This is a genomic window from Planctomycetaceae bacterium, assembly GCA_041398825.1.
Lineage (GTDB): Bacteria > Planctomycetota > Planctomycetia > Planctomycetales > Planctomycetaceae > F1-80-MAGs062.
Map to the genome: position 1 here is coordinate 333365 of JAWKTX010000007.1, position 18570 is coordinate 351934.

11 protein-coding genes are annotated in these 18570 nt (G+C 55.0%); 1 reads left to right on the plus strand and 10 read right to left on the minus strand.

The genetic code is table 11. From position 1 onward, the window contains the following. Positions 1–148: 148 nt before the first annotated feature. Complete coding sequence (gene recQ / locus R3C20_14740; GenBank protein ID MEZ6041760.1) at positions 149–2380, plus strand: DNA helicase RecQ; 2232 nt, start codon at positions 149–151, stop codon at positions 2378–2380. 37 nt (positions 2381–2417) lie between these two features. On the opposite strand, the gene R3C20_14745 is transcribed toward recQ, so the two are convergent. The 10 genes from R3C20_14745 to R3C20_14790 all read right to left on the minus strand — a co-directional run bounded on the left by R3C20_14745 (position 2418) and on the right by R3C20_14790 (position 18306). Continuing rightward, positions 2418–6323 (minus strand): hypothetical protein, encoded by a 3906-nt coding sequence (locus R3C20_14745; GenBank protein ID MEZ6041761.1) that lies wholly within the window; start codon positions 6321–6323, stop codon positions 2418–2420. Next, a complete protein-coding gene (locus R3C20_14750) occupies positions 6320–8593 on the minus strand; it encodes a BatA domain-containing protein (GenBank protein MEZ6041762.1) in 2274 nt (757 codons plus the stop codon). The genes R3C20_14745 and R3C20_14750 overlap by 4 nt, the downstream gene beginning before the upstream one ends. Positions 8594–8853: 260 nt before the next feature. Beyond that, entirely contained in the window at positions 8854–10062 is a 1209-nt protein-coding gene (locus tag R3C20_14755; GenBank protein ID MEZ6041763.1) for a pilus assembly protein CpaE, read from the minus strand. A 104-nt stretch (positions 10063–10166) separates the two neighbouring features. Beyond that, complete coding sequence (locus R3C20_14760; protein MEZ6041764.1) at positions 10167–11807, minus strand: pilus assembly protein N-terminal domain-containing protein; 1641 nt, start codon at positions 11805–11807, stop codon at positions 10167–10169. 151 nt (positions 11808–11958) lie between these two features. Beyond that, complete coding sequence (cpaB, locus tag R3C20_14765; GenBank protein ID MEZ6041765.1) at positions 11959–13029, minus strand: Flp pilus assembly protein CpaB; 1071 nt, start codon at positions 13027–13029, stop codon at positions 11959–11961. A gap of 431 nt (positions 13030–13460) precedes the next feature. Then, positions 13461–14012: an A24 family peptidase gene (locus R3C20_14770; GenBank protein MEZ6041766.1), complete on the minus strand. Its 552-nt coding sequence runs from the start codon at positions 14010–14012 to the stop codon at positions 13461–13463. A gap of 329 nt (positions 14013–14341) precedes the next feature. Beyond that, positions 14342–14515, minus strand: coding sequence for a Flp family type IVb pilin (locus tag R3C20_14775; GenBank protein MEZ6041767.1), 174 nt, complete (start codon positions 14513–14515; stop codon positions 14342–14344). A gap of 406 nt (positions 14516–14921) precedes the next feature. Continuing rightward, a complete protein-coding gene (locus tag R3C20_14780; protein ID MEZ6041768.1) occupies positions 14922–15095 on the minus strand; it encodes a Flp family type IVb pilin in 174 nt (57 codons plus the stop codon). Between the two features lie 195 nt (positions 15096–15290). Continuing rightward, entirely contained in the window at positions 15291–16841 is a 1551-nt protein-coding gene (locus tag R3C20_14785) for a glycosyltransferase family 39 protein (GenBank protein MEZ6041769.1), read from the minus strand. A 28-nt stretch (positions 16842–16869) separates the two neighbouring features. Then, positions 16870–18306 carry a hypothetical protein gene (locus R3C20_14790; protein MEZ6041770.1) on the minus strand — a complete coding sequence of 479 codons (1437 nt, stop codon included), beginning with the start codon at positions 18304–18306 and terminating at the stop codon, positions 16870–16872. Positions 18307–18570 lie beyond the last annotated feature (264 nt).

Genomic DNA, 18570 nt, shown 5'->3' on the forward strand with positions numbered 1-18570 from the left:
CAACTGATCATGATTTGCCGTCGTACCCATTCGATTTCCGTTCCGGTATGCAGACGATGCCGGGACTGCCAGGCATGTCACAACAGGGGGCACCTGTCGGCTGTTTCCGCGGTCTTGTCTCAGACAGCACCTTTGCTGTTCGATCTCAATGAATGTGCCACACCAACATAAAGAATTATCGGTGCCGAGCGACACATCTGAGATAACAGCGTTGCAGACAGCCCTGCAGCAGTACTGGGGGTACCGCGATTTTCGCCCACTGCAACGGGAAGCCATGTCCCTGGTTATGAAGGACATGGATTCTCTTGTGGTATTACCAACGGGTGGTGGCAAATCGTTGTGTTACCAGGTTCCGGCTGTGAGCCGGGATGGCCTGGCGTTAATTGTCTCGCCACTGATCTCGCTCATGAAAGACCAGGTGGATTCGCTGAATTCCGTCGGCGTACCGGCTGCCTGCATCAACAGCATGCAGTCACAGAATGAAAAAATGCAGGTCGCGGGACAGATCCGCCGTCGGGAATTGAAGCTGCTTTACATCGCACCCGAACGTCTGGCTCAGGAAAAGACGATTCAGTTTTTGCAGGATGCAAACGTCTCTTTTGTTGCGATTGACGAGGCTCATTGTATCAGTCAGTGGGGCCATGATTTTCGCCCGGAGTACAGGCAACTCGCAAAACTCAGATCTGCGTTCCCAGGCGCAGGGATCCACGGCTACACAGCCACTGCAACGCCCCAGGTTCGCAATGATATTTGTGAGCAGCTTGGACTGCTGAATCCCGCTGTCCTTGTGGGTTCATTCGATCGCCCCAATCTGCAATACCGAGTCGAACGGCGCTATGACGCAATGGGACAGATTCAGCGTGTGCTGAAGCGACATCGAAACGAATCCGGTGTCATCTACTGTATCAGCCGTAAGAATGTCGAAGCGACCAGCAGTGCACTCAATGATCTTGGCTTTCGGACTCTGCCGTATCATGCAGGATTGCCCGACGAAAAACGACGGCTTGCTCAGGATTCCTTTATTGACGAGAGCATTCAGATTATCGTCGCAACGGTCGCCTTCGGGATGGGGATTGACAAGAGCAATGTCCGATTTGTCATCCACGCGGAAATGCCGCGATCACTGGAAAACTATCAGCAGGAAAGTGGTCGAGCAGGCCGCGACGGGCTCGAAGCGGAATGTACGCTGCTCTACGCGGCCAACGATGTTGACACCTGGGAATTCCTGATGCAGGACATTCAGGATGCGGCTGTGAGGGATACCGGTACGGCTGCATTGAAAGCGATGCAGCATTACTGCATCAGCACACGTTGTCGACATCAGCAACTTGTACGCCACTTCGGGCAGGATCTGGACAGTGCGAATTGCGGCGCTTGTGACATCTGTCTGCATGAAATGCGCCCGGTAGAAAATCCACTGATAACAGGGCAGAAAATTCTGTCCTGCGTGTACCGCCAGGGCCAGCGATTCGGCGGCGCATACACTGCCCAGGTTCTGAAGGGATCCCGAGCCAAACGAATCGTTGAAAATGGTCACGATCAGCTCAGCACCTGGGGCCTGATGAAAGACGAATCGGAGCCGCAAATCCGAAACTGGATCGATCAACTCTTGTCCCAGGGATTTCTTCGCCAGGCAGGTGAATACAATTGCCTGGAGATTACACCAACGGGCCGACAGCTGCTGAAGGGCGAACTTACCCCGTCTCTGCTGAAAATGCGTGACGACATTCCGACCCGCGCAACACAGGATATGTGGGAGGGCGTCAATCGCAATCTGTTTGACGAACTGCGAGGTTTGCGAACCCGACTCGCCGTGCAGAAACAGGTTCCCCCGTACATCATCTTCAGCGACGCCACCCTGCGGGATCTCGCAAAGGCACGACCAACAGATCTGGCCGGGCTGACGCAGATTTATGGAATCGGTAAACAAAAACGGGATGAATTCGGGGCGGTTGTGCTGTTCACAATACGTAATTGGTGCGATCAAAACGGAATCGCAACAGACATCGCAACTGACGGCGGTCCATCAACACCAACACCGATGCAGACGCACGGCAGGAAAAAGGCAGAGACTCCCGCTTCGGAAGCATATTTTGATCTCTTTGAGCAGGGACTGACGGTCGAAGAAGTATGCCTGCAGAAAGATCGATCACAGGGCACGGTCTGGCAATACCTGGAACAATATGTCCGAACCCATCGCATCGCCGATATTTCCACATGGATTCCCGAGACACGATGCAAGGAGATTGAAACGGCAATCGCTCATGTCGGCAGCGATCGATTGAAGCCACTCTTCGAACACCTGAATGGTCAGGTTTCGTATGAAGAAATTCGCGTCGTCCGGGCTGCCTGGGATGTCCGCGACGCTGCAAAAGAGTGAATGTTTCCATCCCGGGCGGCTCACGCAAGGCAGTGCATTACTTTTCTGCACCGGGGCGTCTTTGCTGGCCCAGCAGTTCATAGTAACGCTGCACCAGTTCGTCGAATTCTTCCGGCACGGGTTCCCGGTCGATGGGCACCATGGATTTGTCAGATTCAATTCGAGCAAGCTCTTCTGCAATACGTTTCTGAAGCGTCTGCATCTCGCCGAGGAGTTGTGACTTCACAAGATCCCATTGTGGTTCTGTGCCGTGACGTTTGAATTCCGCACGAATTGCGCGGGCCCTGTCGCGAACCTGAGCGACGCGACCACGCAGGTCGGGGTCATCCAGCATTTCTTCTACTTCTCGCAATCGATCAGACCACTGGCTGAATTCCTGACCTGTGAGCGGCTGCGCAGGACGATTGTTCGCTCCTCCTCCGAATCCTTCTGTGCGGCCACCGTCCATCAAACTGCTACGTTGTTGGCCACCCTGTTGCTGACCACCCTGCTGCTGACCACCCTGCTGCTGACCACCCTGCTGCTGGCCACCCTGTTGTTGACCGTCCTGCTGCTGACCATCCTGCTGCTGACCATCCTGCTGTTGACCACCCTGCTGTTGACCACCCTGCTGCTGACCATCCTGCTGTTGACCACGCTGCTGCTGGCCACCCTGTTGCTGGCCATCCTGTTGCTGGCCATCCTGTTGCTGACCATCCTGTTGTTGGCCACCCTGTTGTTGGCCATCCTGCTGCTGACCTGCCGTCGCTTCGTCTGCAGGGGCATACTGGCTGTCACTAGCTTGCTGGTTGCCAGTCTGCTGTTGTCCATCATCGCCCGTTGCCGCCTGAAGCTCCTGCGAAAGCTGCCGGGACAAATCGCCCAGCTCTTCCTGAGCGCGCCGCATGGCTTCGGCTTCGCTGCCCAGCACAGCATCGGCAGCATTCTCAATTCCCTTTCGAAGCTGCTCGATTCCCTGCCCGGCTGCCTGTTCTGCTTGTTGAGACTGTTGCCACATCCCTCGAGAAGTCAGGAATTCTGCGGCTTCCAGTGCTTCCTGAGGCTTCATTTCGCGCATCTCGCGCAACGTTTCGTAGAGTCTGGTCGAAAGCAAAGGTTCGACCTGTTCTGCCTGTTCGATAATTTGTTTTGATTCGTCGACGATTTGATTCAGCCGATCGCGCTGCTCGCGGACTTGTTGTTCGAGTTGTTCGCGATTGCGATCGGTTCGAAGTGACGGGCGTTGTCTGCCGCCGTTCGGGCTTTCTTCCGGGGATTCGCCGGACTGCCCGGCAAGCTGCTGACTGAGTTCCTCCTGTTTATCGCTCAGTTCGCGTGCTTGTTCCCTCAGATCTCGCAAGGCATCGGTGAATCGGGATGACGTCTGATCGCGGAACTGATCACGTGCCTGCTCGAACTCACGTTCTGCCCGCGTCCCTTCGGCAATGGCTTCGGACAGTCGTCCCTGATCCATTGCTTCGGAGGATCGCTGCACATTTTCCCGAGCCTGTTCGATTTGCTCTCGCACTTCGGCAGACTGTGGCTGTTGTGCCTGATCCGAAGATTGATCCATGCGTTCCCGCACTTCATCCACATCACGCAGCATTTCACGTTGCTCTTCGCGGAGCCGTTTGAGTTCGCGTTCGATTTCTTCCTTTTCTTTGTCTGTTGTGGCTGCTCGCAGCTCCGATTCCAGTTGCTTCATGCGTTCGTTCATCATTTGCTGACGCCTCGCCAGCTCCTTCAGGCGATTCAGAATCTGCAGTTGTTCACGTTGCTGCGTAGTCTGTTCCTGCTGTTGCTGAGCCTGCCGTTCAGATTCATAGCGATTGCGATCATTGTCCAGTTCCAGTTGTTGTAATTGCTGTTGCCGCGACTGTTGTCCGCCACCACCACCGCCACCCTGCTGTTGCTGCTGTTGGCGCACTTCGACTTCTGAATCGCGCAGCTTCAGCAGCGATTGATAGGCGGACTGTTCAGGCAGCAGGGCGTCAGACACTTTCGTGTCCTCTTTCTCTTCGCGAATTTTTTCGAGCGTTTCCAGAGCATCCTGCATGTGCGTTCGAACTTCTTCTGAAAGCGCTGCAACTTTCGGATCGTCGCCAGCCTGCTCCATGGCCTGCTCCAGTTGTTCAATGGCAGCAGCCTGAGACTGACTGATCACACCAACGTCGTTTGACCAGGTGCCCGCTCGCCGGACATCACTTTCACGCCGCAGCATGTTCCATGTGGCACTGATGATCTCTTTCTGCAGCTTCAGCACAGCATCGACAGGACTCTGCTGTCCTTGCTGTTGTTGTTGCTGGTTCTGCTGACCTTCGCGAAAGATTTCTTCAAAGCGTCGGACGTCGGCAAACATCATATCGCTCAGCGTTCGACGAAGGGTCCCATCAGGCGCGACATCATCCGCATAGAAGAAATATGTGACCAGATTGTCAGGCTCCGCCCTGAGCGATTCGAGTTCAATTGTGTGAGACATCTTCGCAGTTACAGGTCCCGAAACGGTCCTGTTGATCGATGTTTCCTGTGTTTCGTTGTTGCCGGAAGCATTCGAATCTGCTGACCCGGCTTCAACTTCTGACCCGGCTTCAACCTGTGCATCGCGGAGGGAAACGGACTTCTGTTCCTGGCCGGTGATACCATATTCAACACCAAAGTCGATCAGGCCGTAGTCGTCCGTCGCCTGAGCTTCGACAACGAACTCCTGAAGCGGCGATACGTCTGTATCACGCCCGGGGAACGTAATCTTGATTGCAGGTCGGTCATTTCGAGTCACGCGCAGGGAGAACAGATTTTCGTCTGCCGAAGTCCGGCCTTCTGCATCTTCCAGATAAACGGACCAGGTTTGGCTGTCGTTTGCGATGATGGCTGTTTCGACCATTTTCGGGTCGTCCGGATTTGGTGTCAGCGGGGTAGCGGCCCCATCTTTGTTTCGAAGTTCAGCAACAACGACCCGTTTGTTCAGATGCAGCTGGAGCTGAACGGCCGAACCTTCGACTGCCACAACACGCAGTGTGTCTTCGATAAGTTGTGGTTCTTTGTTGACGTATTCCGGAGGTGTAATCAGAGCATCCGCCTGTTCCAGACGCGGACGTTCAAAGACGGTCACCCTGAATTCATCGGAAGCGGCCGGCAGTGCTTCGCTGCTGTCATTACTGATCGCCGAGACCGGGGCAAATCGGACAACGTACGTTCCATCTGCAGTGACTTCTTCCATCCGCGCAGCAAAGACGCCGGAGTCAACGGTTTCCGACATGCTCATGGTGCGGGTTTCACCTTCCGCCGACGCAAACTCCAGTTCGGCACGCAGTGGGATCCCGTCTGCAAATCGGGCAACCACGGTGAGTGCCGTGCCCCGTTCGATTTCCACATCACCCGGTTCGATAGATAACCCGGCCAGCAACACCCCCTGTTCTTCCTCTGCTGAAAGCTGCTGGGCAGGTGCGTTCAGGCTGGATGAGCCGAAATGTCGACCCCAGCGGCTGGCAGCCACAACTCCGGAAACCATGCAGACAAATGAGAGAAAGCTGACCAGCGACCACTTCATCATCTGGCGAACCGGCACGACACGTGACCAGTCGGCCTGGCGAGCCAGCCGGTCGGCATTCCTGGTGACCATTTCTGCCAGCACAGACGATCCCTGATCGCTGGATTCGTTGACTCGCACGGCCGTCAGAACGGCATCGTTCAGCTGTGGGTTTTGCTGCTCGATCAGTCGAGCCGCTTCGAGTGCCGAGGGTTGCCGAACGATCGCGCGGGAAAACAAGATCCCGATCAGCGTTGTCGCCAGCAGCACAATGAATTCCGTCCGGAACATTCCGGTGGATGCCGGAAGCCAAAGGCAGACCGCGATGGCGGGCAGCAGCAGCATCACCCAGCAAAGCGACTGGCTTCGCAGAACTCGGAGTTTTTGCAATCGCATCGCGACTACACGCAAGCTTCGTTCCAGCATAGACTCACTCATGCCGTTGCCTCCACGCTTTGACGACGTTCAATTCCACCGGACACCAGACTTTCCAGCATCAGGCAACCGAGCCCTGCCAGAAGCAGCCAGCGCCACAGTTTCTGTCGTGATTCCAGTTCGCTCGAAGTTAATTGCGACGCAGCCACCGGATCGAATTCGTCGTTGGCCGTATCACCCGCAGACAGCAGCGTTCCGTCGGAAGCATCGGCCTCCAGTCCCAGCGCCTGAAGCTGACCGAGTGGCAATGGATCGGTTCGTGATTCTGTGAGAGGCAAGCCTACGATCATCGAGATCACCTCGCTGGCTCTTTCCGGCGCTGTTGAATCTCTGCCAGTGGCATTCGATTTGTCCCCGGAAGAACTCAGCAGGTAGCGGCCCGGTGTTTCAAATCGGTAAGGGAATTCTTCCGAGTCAGACCCCCGAGTGGCAGTTGGCGAGGATCCGTCTTCACGGATTGAAATGGGCTGCGTCTGACGGGATTCGGCCAGCTTCCTGAGACTCTCAGACGTGATGACGGAATCATCGGGCAATTGAAGCGACCATTCGTTTGATCCTGTCAGATGGCCGGGAATAATGGCATCTCCGGTTGAGAACACCATCTGACCGGTGCTGCGGGGGTATGACTGTCGAACCAGGCTGGTGATCATGGGAGCGAATCGCGTAGACAACGCCCACTGGCTGTCATCCGGATGCCACCCGGCAGTAAAAATGATAATTCGACCGCCACCATCCAGAGACGTTTCGACAATCGCGGGGTCGCCGGAATCGAATTTTGCAATCACTCGCCAGGGACCATTCTCCCGCGATTCGATCTGCGGAAGCGGAATGATGCGATGATGCCAGAATCGAATGGATGAAAAATCGCTGAATCGTGCTTCTGAAAACGCTGCGAACAGCGAGCTGTCAAATTCAATCTGTCCGAGCATCGCGTAGTCTTTTGTTGACGATTCTGATACCGCCGGAAAGTCGGGAAGAAGTGAACTGACAGAGGAAGCGACTTCTGTTGATTTCAATGCAACCAGGACTGTTCCACCACGATTCAGGCAGTCTGAGACAGACGGCAAAAGGCCTTTCGGCAAGACATCCGTGACGACAATCAACCGAACATCGCTGGCGACCGGCAACAGGACACCATCGGCCTGAGCCGCGTCAATCAGTTCAAAAGGTTCACTTTCATTACCATCAATCGCACGCTGAAGGTAGTACTTCATTTCTGCGGGGTCATTGCTGTCCACCGAACCGACGTGGGCGACCTTCAGTAACGGGTTTTCGATCACAGGTAAATCGACAACATTATCGAATGGATGCTTGTCCTGCAGCAGTTCTACTCCGGCAATCACGGCGGTGGCTTTGTCATCGCTGACCGGCATAACGACCGAGTGGCGCTGACCGGCGGCAACACTGGCCCTGATCGGTTTCCCGACAGGGTTTCCCTCTCGATCAAACGGTTGCATCGCGAAATCGGTTACCACGGAATCGATTGAGTTGCTGAGAAGAATCCGCGGCTGGCCATCGCGATCTTCTGGCAGAAGGCTGATTCCCGCGTTTCCAGGCACTTCCGGGCGCACAACTTTGAGATCGACGTGCACGGCGTCGGGCCATCCGGCAGATTGAAGTTCTTCCAGACCACTGCCTCGCTGGAAATCGGTGATCAGCACAACGCGACGTTCTGACAGACGCGGGCCGGATGCCTCTTCCTGCGAAACTTCTGCTGCTGCATTCAACAGGGCAGCGCCGGTGTGAGTGCCCAGCCAGTCTGGCTCAATGGCCTCGACAGCTTCTTCAATTAACGCGGCTCGCGCACTGACTTCGGTTTGGCTCCATTCGCCTGACGAAATCAGCGTGCGTGTTGTCTGGCTGAATGCCGACAGGCTGAAGACATCAGATTCGCTCAGACCCGCCACAACATCACGCAGATGCTGGATGGCCTGTTCGCGAAGTCCATCCCGCCGCATACTGGCACTGACATCCACCAGCACGGCAACACGTCTGGCGGATGTTGCGTCCAGTGTGCCTTCAACCGCAACCCTTTGAAACGGTCGGGAGAAAGCCAGTCCGATCAGGATAAGCGCCAGGATTCGAAGCAGCATCAACGGCCAGTGTTCGATCGTCGACCGTTTGGTCATTTTCGGCAGGGACGGCTTCAGGAAACGTACCAGACTAAAGGGTAATTTCCGCGAGGGCGTCCGCCTGAGCATATGCAGGACGAATGGTACAGCGGCGGCGACGATCCCTGCGGTTGCGAAGATGGGTGTCAGAAGATCGAACATGATGCATTGACCAGCAACGAGGAGGCGTTGACCATACCGGCTTGTCGCTCACAGTTTCGCGGCCTGGCGATGCCTGTTGATAAGCATCATGTTCCAAAGGACTCGTGACCGGACGAACGCGTCGACGGTCCGAAGTATCCCATCCTGCACTGCTTTCATCCATCGCATTTGCCCGATTTGGCAGACTCATGCGCAAGAATAAAGCCGACCCGGAAATGGAATCGGCTCTGGATTCTTCGTTTTTGAAGGTCGTTTAAGAACTATTTTCCGGCGAATAATCCGAACAGCCCCTTCTTTTTGGGAGCGTCCTCAGCGGGGCGGCGTTCGCCATCGTTCGAACCAGCCAGTTGTTTAATCATGTCAGACACGCTGCGTGTGAGTCGGGACTTCGGCGCAAACTGGCAAAGCGGGGTTCCGTTGTTACGACTTCCCACCATCGTGGCGTAGTCATTTGGCAGCTGCCAGAAGACTTTTCTGCCAATGGTATCCAGGGCCTTGTTCAGGCTGATATCGGCATCTTCAAGGCCCATCCGGTTCACGACAATCTCGACCTTCTCTTTGATGCCATCGAACTGCTCAAGAAACTGCATGATGCGGACGGCATTTCGCAGGCAGGTCAAATCCAGTTGCGTCACCAGAAGAACCTTATGGGAGACTTCCATGGCAGAAAGGTCAAGCTTGCCGAATGATTTGCTGACATCAATGATCAGGTGAGAGAAGGTTGCCTTGAGCAATGCCAGAATTCTTCGCAAGTCATCGGGCTTGATCGGTTCGCCTTGTTCAAGTTCGACGGGCCGAGGCAAAAGGTACACACCGCAATCATGCCGTGTCAGTGATCGTTTGAGCAGACCATAGTCCAGTCGGGAGATGTTATCTGCCACATCACGAATGGTATATTCAGGGATGATGTCCAGCCAGACGTCCACGTCGCCCAGCATCAGGTCCAAATCGACGATGACTGGTGAATTGGCGGGATCCTGCGCGAGGGCAGCTGCCATGTTGACGGAAATTGCCGTACTGCCGACACCACCCCCCACTCCGGCGATCGTGTAGATTTGCCCCGCGTTGGCCGCCTGTTCTCCCGGCGTGCCACCAATGGTGCCGCGAATTCGGTCCAGTGCCGCGATAAAATCATCCAGCACCAACGGCATGTTCAGAAACTCGCGAGCGCCATTGCGCATCACCTGAAGGATCAGGCCACCCTCCTGTGAACGACTGACAACCAGAACCGCGCAGGCCGGCATCGTTCGGGTGACTTCACCGACAAGCTGAACAGCTCGCTGGGGATTTGAATCCACATTGATCAGAGCGATGTCAGGGCGCGTTTGCTGGACGACATCCATGAAGAATTCATAACGCGAACATTCAGCATCCAGCCAGACAGTGTCAATACCCAGCAGCATCGTCTTGAGCGAGTTGCGTGTCTGCTCATCCGGGTCAACTGTCGCCAGTCGCAGTACGCTTTTCATGATGCTTCTCGTTCTATCCAGATTTCCAAAGGCACGTCAAACAATCGTCTGAATTCAACTCCTGCCGAGAGCAAAACGTGTCACGAACAGGGCACCGAGTCGGTTTATCGAAGGGAAGGGGTGATCAATCCGGAGCCAGCCTTCGCACCAGAGCCGGCTGCCGTGGTGGTTTTGACACCGCGGTTGCTGCCGGAGGCCGGAAGCGATGAGGCAGGCAGTGTCGTCTTTGTGGTGGCGGATGCTGTCTGCGGCTGAATCAGAGGAGATGTCGTCTGCACACAGTTGTCACCGCTCAGGCACCCGGGTGATGAGCCGCCAGGCTGGCACTGCTGACATCTTGACCCAGGCATGCAGGTTGTGTTTCCGTTCTCGCATTCGTCACCATACTTTGGCACTTCAAGCAGGTGGTGCCAGAACAATTCGTGATCAACAGGAGTGTCAGTGAACATTCCCGGACCTTGTGATGGTACCTGATCGGCCGGAATCGGAGAGACGATATCCGGAGTCACCATGATGACCAGCTCCGTCTCTGCTTCGGTATAGTTCTTCTTGCTGAAGGCCGCCCCAATCCACGGAAGTTCACCAAGGAATGGGATCTTCTGTGCGGCCCCGTCTTCTCGCTGAGAAACGAGTCCTGCGATCATCAGGGCTTCCCCGAAGTTCATTTCCACCTGTGTGTTAGCTTTGCGAACGATGAATGCGGGCACCGTAACACCGCTCACAGTCACGGAGTTCGAAAAGTCGCGGTCGCGAATCGCCGCTTCCACTTCCAGCCGTACTCGACCCTCACCCAGGATGTAAGGAACCGCCTGCAACTGCACACCGAACTCCTTGAATTCGATAGCCGTGGTGCCAAGCCCTGACGGAGTGATGACTGGTGTTTCACCGCCATTCAGCAGGTTCGCTGGTCGTCCGTTGTGAGCGATGACCGTTGGCGTTGCGTGGAGTTTCAGCAATCCTTCGTTCCGCATGGCCACGATGAAGCCCTGAAAGACGCTGTTGGGCTTTGTGAAGCCGTAGGTAATAGTTGACTCCGCGAAGCCGGAGAGGGTTGCGGTGGCACCGCTGCCTCCAATGGCCAGATTCTGGATCGGTGTGATCGGTCCGGGGGTGCTCAACAGATAGTTGTTGGGCCGCATCATTGCGAAGTTCATTCCCAGCTGTCGAAACTTCGATCGCTGGACCTCCATGATCGTACACTTCAGGGCGACCTGCTGTGCGCCGGCCACCTTCATGTGGTTCATCACGTTCGGAAAGAACTGTTCGGCGATGCTCTGAATTTCACTCACATGTTCCGGACGGGTGACCCAGCCATCGAGTCGGACGGACCCATTGATTTCTTCAATCTTGATTGAATCGTTGGGATAGAGCCGACGGACGAATGATTCGAGGTGTCGAACGTCACCACGAACCAGCACTTCCAGTGCGTAGGACTGCCCGAATTCGTCAATGACCGTGATGGTGGTGACGCCCGTGGCGATGGCGAATACTCGCACCTGGTTCGGGTTCTTATCCACAACGTCGATTTTCAGAACTTCGGGATCGAAGTCCTGAACCCGGCGGATATTTGCCGAGTGTTCGACGAGAGTGGAGAACCGCTCAAACAGAGCGAGCTCATTCATACCCGGCTGAATATGGTAAACTCCGGGCGTGCCAGTCGGCGTTTGCGGGAAGGCTATTGCGGGTTGAAAGGCGAGCAGCAAAGCTGCAATCGTTACCGCAAACAGTCTGATTTTAATCGGCATCCGTGCACCCCCAAAGAATTGCTGAAGAGCGACGCCCGCTTTGAACCGGGCGCCGCGTCCCCAACTCATAACGCGCTCCGCGCGTTCTCCCATTGAACTCGATCAATCGCTTGTTGTGAGCAACGCTCACCTGTCATACGTTCGGCTCGTCCTACAGGATCCGCGACTTCTTGAGGAAGTTCCAGAACCCCGTCCCGTTTGCCTGTGTATCTGTCTCTTCTTCCGTCGGCTCTGCTTCAGCCGGCGTGGGCAATCGAACATACTCAGTGCGAAGGGTGTCCCCTTCCTGTATCTCAATTGACCATGAATTCTCAATGTCAACCGGCTTGTTCTCCGCGAGCTGTATTACCGGCATCGAACCTTCCGGCCCTGGATCGGCAGTCCGGCTTAATTCTGCTCTCAAAAACTCATCCGGATTCGCAAACTCATCATCTGGCAACTCAGGAATGTCACCCGAGGTAAACCTGTCACGATAATCCATGACACCTGTCGTACCAATTCCTGACGATCCACCGAATCGTCCGAGCACCTCATCGGACATTTCCATTGCCGCAACTTCTTCCATGTCACTGTTCGAACGAAGTGACGTTGAAAGTTGTCCCATACTCTTTGCAAGCTGCAGCATATGAGCCTGCTCCGGAGTCACCAGCACGGATATGTTCTTTGCACCCGCTCCTTTTTCACCTGTCTTGTCAATGCCGTAAACCTGATTGTCGACGGCGAATACCTCAATGTACTGAAGGATCGTCCGAGAGACCTGATGCCGCTGACCAGTTGCATCTGAGGCATTGTGACTCAGAATGATGTCAATTCGGTTTCCTGGCAGAAGCAGTCCGCTGTGAGTCTGCGTTGCATCGACAGGAATTGTGGAAACACGCATGCCGGGAGGAATAATCCCGCCAGCTCCGCGCTCGCCGCGTCCTGACAACTTACTGACCAGAATCCAGTCGCCTGCCACCAGTGGCACTCGAGATGATCGCTCCTTGATATCTTCAAAATTCCCTACGGCACCTTCCGGGCAGACAGCCTGGTCGATCTCCACCATCTGGGTGTTTGTTTCGTCCAGCTCCTGCCCGACATTAATATCCATTGCCGCCTGAAGGACTGTCACTCGCGGTCGCTCAGGCTCTGATTTGCTGTTCATTGCCTGCTTGACGCCGAACATGGCGAACAAGCCGAAAACGGCGGCAACAACCAGCAACATGATACTTTGTGATTTCATGATTCCAGGGACTCCTGACTCGCCAGCCGACATCGTTGCGTGTCTTCGGCAGGTTGCTGCTGAGCCTCGACGGCTATGGCAGAATCTGCAGAGACAGAACAGTTCGGATAACGAGACCATGCCCTATCAGCATCATCATCGGCAGAACACAAAAGCCTGCTTCAAACAATGCTGACAGGTTTGCCAATCTCATGTCTCTCCATGGGTGTGAGCCCGTGGTTTACGCTCACTCAACGGATAGACGGTTGTTGAACAGCGAGCCGGTTTGGTCTCGCAGTCTGCAGTTCACTCGACTGCAGTTTTCGGTTATTCGGGTCAGAAGACTGGGGAACCATGAGACGTCGCGTCCTGCTGCGTCGTCAACCCTGCCTGGGTTGTCTTACGCTGCCGCCCGTCTTCAGGTGGCAGCGTCTTCGGCAAATCGCTCCGGCCTACATCATTCCCGCATAGATGAAGTAGCCGATTGAGCCAATGCAGATGGGAATCCCGTAAGGCAGCAATGCCATTGTTGGCTTCCGCTCAGCGGCAATTCGAGAGAGCTCGACCGGGTTGCGAATGACCATCCACTCGCTGAGGATCATCAGAAAGTTGCTGTAGTGGTGCTTTGCCTTGCGGCTCCAGAGTACCATCAGTACAGCCATGACTGCACCTACGATGACGGAAACACAGAACGCAAGAAGTGTGACCTTCCAGCCCAGCCAGGCTCCAATGCCTGCCATCAGTTTCACGTCTCCGGCACCCATTCCGCCCACTGAATACAGGGGCAGCAATGTGAGAAGGCCGACGCACATCCCCATCAGTCCGGCCCCCAAGCCTCCGAGTCCACCGACACATGTCGAATAAACCAGGCCGGAAAGAACCATTGGAAAAGTGATCCAGTTCGGAACGCGAAGCTCCTTGCCGTCAATCCATGCCGCCAGAATCAGGATGGCGGAAACAACTTTTACGTGCCAGTGATCAAATAGAATCTGTGACCAGTCCATTGCAGAACTCCTGCCTGCTGAAAGCAATGTTATGAGTTGAGAAGAACAGAGACCTGTACCAGCCACGCCTCACTGAAGGGCGGGTCCTCCGTGGCTTAAACTCGCCCGGCTGGAGACAGCAGATGCAACACGAAGAACGTCAGCGCTATCGCAATGGCCGCGGTCGCCTGAATCAGATCAGCCGGATTGATGTCTGCCCATAGAGGAAGCATTTGGTATCTCAGTCTGTGGGAACAAATCTGGGTAAAGCACACCGCCGCCGAACCCGATGCCCGTCGGCGAGTGCAGTTTCAACACTGCCGACCATGAAAGCCGGCAGCAATCGCTGACTATGACAGGTAGGTGCCAACAGTTGAGAACTTGGCGTTGGCGTTTGTACCAACGGTAGAAACTGCAGCCAGGCAGACCACGATGATCAATGCCAGCATTACGGCGTACTCAACAGCCGTTGGGCCATCTTCAGAGACCAGGAACTTCTTGATGCTGTTTGCGAACTTGCTCATTTCAAAACCTCTCAGTTTAAGCCCCTGCACCGGGCTGAAAAAAATCACGGCGGAACGTCCGCCAAACGTGAGGCCCATCGATTCGTGAGAACGTGACCTGCAAATGAAACTTAGGTCAGGAAAAACAGCGGTCAAAAACTTTGGTGATTTTTTGCTACCCATCACCACAGTCCGAACCGGGCACAAAGCGTGGCAGAAATGCACCGCTCCGCGTAACAGCCACCGAAACGCCGCTCCGCGCAGTCCTCAACGCGGTCCTGATTCACAAGCCCCGAAAGCGCGCAAAAAAACACGAGGGCAAGGTGCTGGTCAGTCACACGATACCTCGCGTGATCTGCACAGGACCCTGCCCCCGCGCTATGCTTTCATACGGCGGACTGTGAACAGACCGCCGATGGATCGCTGACTATGACAGGTAAGTGCCAACAGTTGAGAACTTAGCGTTTGCGTTTGTACCAACGGTAGAAACTGCAGCCAGGCAGACCACGATGATCAATGCCAGCATTACGGCGTACTCAACAGCCGTTGGACCATCTTCAGAGACCAGGAACTTCTTGATGCTGTTCGCGAACTTGCTCATTTCAAAACCCCTCAGGATGTGCCCAAACACCGGGCAGGAAACGTCACGGCAGAAAATGTCCTGCCAACATAGATCACTCTGACATGCAGAGAGAATCACAATGAGAACTCAACTTACTCGGGAGAGTCGTTCTCCCACTCGCGTGCGGGCATCCTTCCCGAACTCTGAACAAACCTAGGCCAGGGTTTCCACATGTCAAAAAAGTTTTCCAGATTCAATTGCAGCTCTATTCATTGGGACCGAATCACCCGCCCGCGCTGAAGAGAAACGCCTGAAAAGCCAGCCGATTCCATCGGACGTGTGCGTCTCAAAACCTTTTGGATAGCGGATGTCGTCTGCCGCTCCACCGGGATAAGGAAGCATTGCGAATTCATCTTCTTCATTCAGCTGTGCGATCGGCTGCAACTGCATCCCGGGGTACCATCGCGCAACCTGCCTGCCGACATCCCGCTGGACAATTCGAAGACAGGACGGCACCGGCAACTGTGATTCATCAAAGTCAATCAGTCGGCATCGGCCACTCAAATCCGGCCGCCGATGAATGAGCGGCATCCAGTCAATTCGATCCTCCATAACAATCAGCCGATCCGGAGGTTGTTCGTCTGCAAAACGCTCTACTGCAATATGTCGGCGTTCTGCCGCGGTCCATTGCTCCGTACAGTGTTTCGAGGACATCACGCACCAGCCAATGACGGTCAACAGCAGCACGTTACGCAGGATGGGGCTGATCCTTGAAATCAGTCCTGAATAGACGGGTGCAAGTCCGAAAGCACCAGCGATGCCATACCGAAGGACCATAGCGGGCTGCAACGTCCAGGACATAACAAGTAGCGCAACTGGCATCAGGCACAGCGGAACGAGGCCCGCGGCATCCAGGCTCGCTGGAAACAGCCGGTCCGTTTTAAGATTGCTCAACACAGCCAGAAACACCAAACCCATCAACACAGACGGCAGCAATAATGACTGCAGGAAAGCGATGCTTGTATCGACCGTGGGGGCTGACACCCAGGTTGCACAGGACAAAGCCTCTCTTTGCCCCATAAGCAAAGGCAAACACAGTCCAACCGAAGCTAAGGAAACCGCAACAAGGACAAGAAGCTGTCGCATTCGACCATCACGATTCCTGGTTCCCCTCGCTTTGTGAATCTGAAATGTTGTTACCAGCAGCACGGAGATGATGCCAAAGTAGTGGCACGTGCAGACAAGAACGCCCAGAATCAGGCTGCCAATGAATTCACCACGAGAGAGACGGCGGTCTGATCGATCAAGGATCCAGACAAGCCAGACCAGGCATGCCATCCACATCGCGTAGAACCGTGCTTCGAAACACTGGTGGATGACAACAGGATGGCCTGAGACCAGCAGCATCGCGATGGCAGCACTCAAAAACGAGACACGGCGTCGCAGTATCAGGTAGCACCCGCTAAGCGCCAGAAGCATCAAACCAGCAGAGAACAGTCGCAGCCGAAGTTCCGTCAGATTTCCCGGAAGCAATCTGAGGGTCCGAGCGGCGAGATAGTACGCAGGAGGATTAAAGTCGACACCGTGTCGAAGAGCCTGGAATGCGTGAATCGGGTCTGAATCATTGACCAGCAACCACGTATGCACCTCATCCATCCAGAAGGAACGCGTCAGCAGATCGAGCGAATCGGACATGAACCAGATCATGCCGAACAACGTCCACAGTACAGCAAGTTCGGCCAGCCGGCGAACGACAGGCGAATGATGACCCGTGGTGTCTGGCATCGCTTTCTTCCAGCGAGTGAACATGTTGTTAATCGCGTGACGCAACACGCGTCAGTTCGTCACTCCAAATCGCGATCGTTCTGGCCATTCGCTCCCGATCGAGTGCGTCGGCCTCACAGGTTTCCTGTGCGCTCCGGAGAACGGCGATTGCTTCCCGGACACGGCCCGAGTCATGAAGGTGATAAGCCGATTGAATATGAACGATCGCCAGTTGCGGAACGTGCTGCATGGCATGCCTCCAGAGGCTCTCGGAGTTTTGCCAGACAGGCAGATGACTTCTGGTGGCGACTGCTGCTGTGATGACCGCAACGATGGAAAACACCTGAATTCCGCGGCTGGAGAATGATCGAAAGGCAAGCTGTCGGGAGCCTTCTGCAAGCCAGTCGTGTGTTCGTACAATTCCACTGCTCACCAGTCCGAAAACAACAATGCACGGCAAATACAGGTACCGGTCATTCATCAGGGTTGTAATGCGAAAGAAATTCAGAACCGGAAACAACAGCAGAAACCATGTTGCCATCATCCAGAACAACATCGGGCGATCGTTGCGGCGGCGGTAAGCTTCGAATGCGATGGCGCCCCACCCGGCCAGACCCAGAATGACAGGCAGAGCAATTCCTGAGGTCGGCGGGTCGTAAAGTACGCACAGGTCAGATGGCCAGAACAACATACGAACATAACGTGTCAGAATCGTCACATCGATGGCCATGATGTGCGCAAGACTCAAACTCAGATGACCCCGAATTCCCCCCGTAATGCTGTTCTGTGCTCCCATTGTGTACAACAGCAACAGCAGCGAAAGCAGCCCGGGAATAAATTGTCGCGGGACGGCCGAAGACAGCTTCTCCCGTCGAACAAGAACGTCATAAAGCAGCACAATCGGAGGCAGGACAACAGCCAGAGCTTTGGACAGCAGTGCCGCGGTCAGCATCGCGATATAACATCCTTCGTCTTCCGTCTGAAGATCTTTTTTCAGTCGAAAACAAAGCGCTGCAAGCATGAACGCCCCGGAAAGAAGCCCCTTTCTCGAAGAGATCCATGCCACGGTCTCAATTTGTACCGGATGCACCAGGAACAGGGCCGCCGTCAGCCACGCAATGCGGCTGTCGTTCGTAAGCTGCCGGACCAGCGCGAAGACCAGCAATCCGTTGAGCGTGTGCAGAACAAGGCTGGTGGCGTGATACCCAAACGGGTTCATTTGCCAGACAGTAAAGTCCATCAGAAAACTGAAGACGGTGATGGGCGCGTAATTGCGAGTGACCGTCTGAGTGGCAATGTCGAACAGGTTGGATGGTGACCAGGATCGGATCAGTTCGTTGTGCCAGATATAGGCCGGGTCGTCCCAGTTCACGAAGTCAAAGGACAGCGTCGGGGCGAAAATAAAGACCGAAATGAAGACCAGCGAGCCCCATACCTTCAACGGCATCGTCGCCCAGTCCGGGATCAATCGGTAGATGGAATTCATGATGTTGCGGCTGGCTGAATAAAGACGAGCAAAGAATTCAGGACACTCCGGAAGGAAACCTTGCGCGCATGCCGAACGAGGCATGGACGAGAGTGCTCCGGTTTAAGTCTGCCATGCGCCCACGCAGAAACGTTTCTTTTTCACCACAAGTCAGAGAATCCCTGCCCACCCCAACCGGCAGAACTGGACTATTAGGTACAGGCGGAAATCCAGGCGACTGCTGATAAAGGGCAGTCAGGCCGGGCCTGGGTAAATCGGCAGAAC

Bases quoted from the DNA above. Each gene is read 5' to 3' on its own strand.
- recQ (MEZ6041760.1), top strand. From the start codon at position 149: ATGAATGTGCCACACCAACATAAAGAATTATCGGTGCCGAGCGACACA.
- R3C20_14745 (MEZ6041761.1), bottom strand. From the start codon at position 6,323: ATGAGTGAGTCTATGCTGGAACGAAGCTTGCGTGTAGTCGCGATGCGA.
- R3C20_14750 (MEZ6041762.1), bottom strand. From the start codon at position 8,593: ATGTTCGATCTTCTGACACCCATCTTCGCAACCGCAGGGATCGTCGCC.
- R3C20_14755 (MEZ6041763.1), bottom strand. From the start codon at position 10,062: ATGAAAAGCGTACTGCGACTGGCGACAGTTGACCCGGATGAGCAGACA.
- R3C20_14760 (MEZ6041764.1), bottom strand. From the start codon at position 11,807: ATGCCGATTAAAATCAGACTGTTTGCGGTAACGATTGCAGCTTTGCTG.
- cpaB (MEZ6041765.1), bottom strand. From the start codon at position 13,029: ATGAAATCACAAAGTATCATGTTGCTGGTTGTTGCCGCCGTTTTCGGC.
- R3C20_14770 (MEZ6041766.1), bottom strand. From the start codon at position 14,012: ATGGACTGGTCACAGATTCTATTTGATCACTGGCACGTAAAAGTTGTT.
- R3C20_14775 (MEZ6041767.1), bottom strand. From the start codon at position 14,515: ATGAGCAAGTTCGCAAACAGCATCAAGAAGTTCCTGGTCTCTGAAGAT.
- R3C20_14780 (MEZ6041768.1), bottom strand. From the start codon at position 15,095: ATGAGCAAGTTCGCGAACAGCATCAAGAAGTTCCTGGTCTCTGAAGAT.
- R3C20_14785 (MEZ6041769.1), bottom strand. From the start codon at position 16,841: ATGCCAGACACCACGGGTCATCATTCGCCTGTCGTTCGCCGGCTGGCC.
- R3C20_14790 (MEZ6041770.1), bottom strand. From the start codon at position 18,306: ATGAATTCCATCTACCGATTGATCCCGGACTGGGCGACGATGCCGTTG.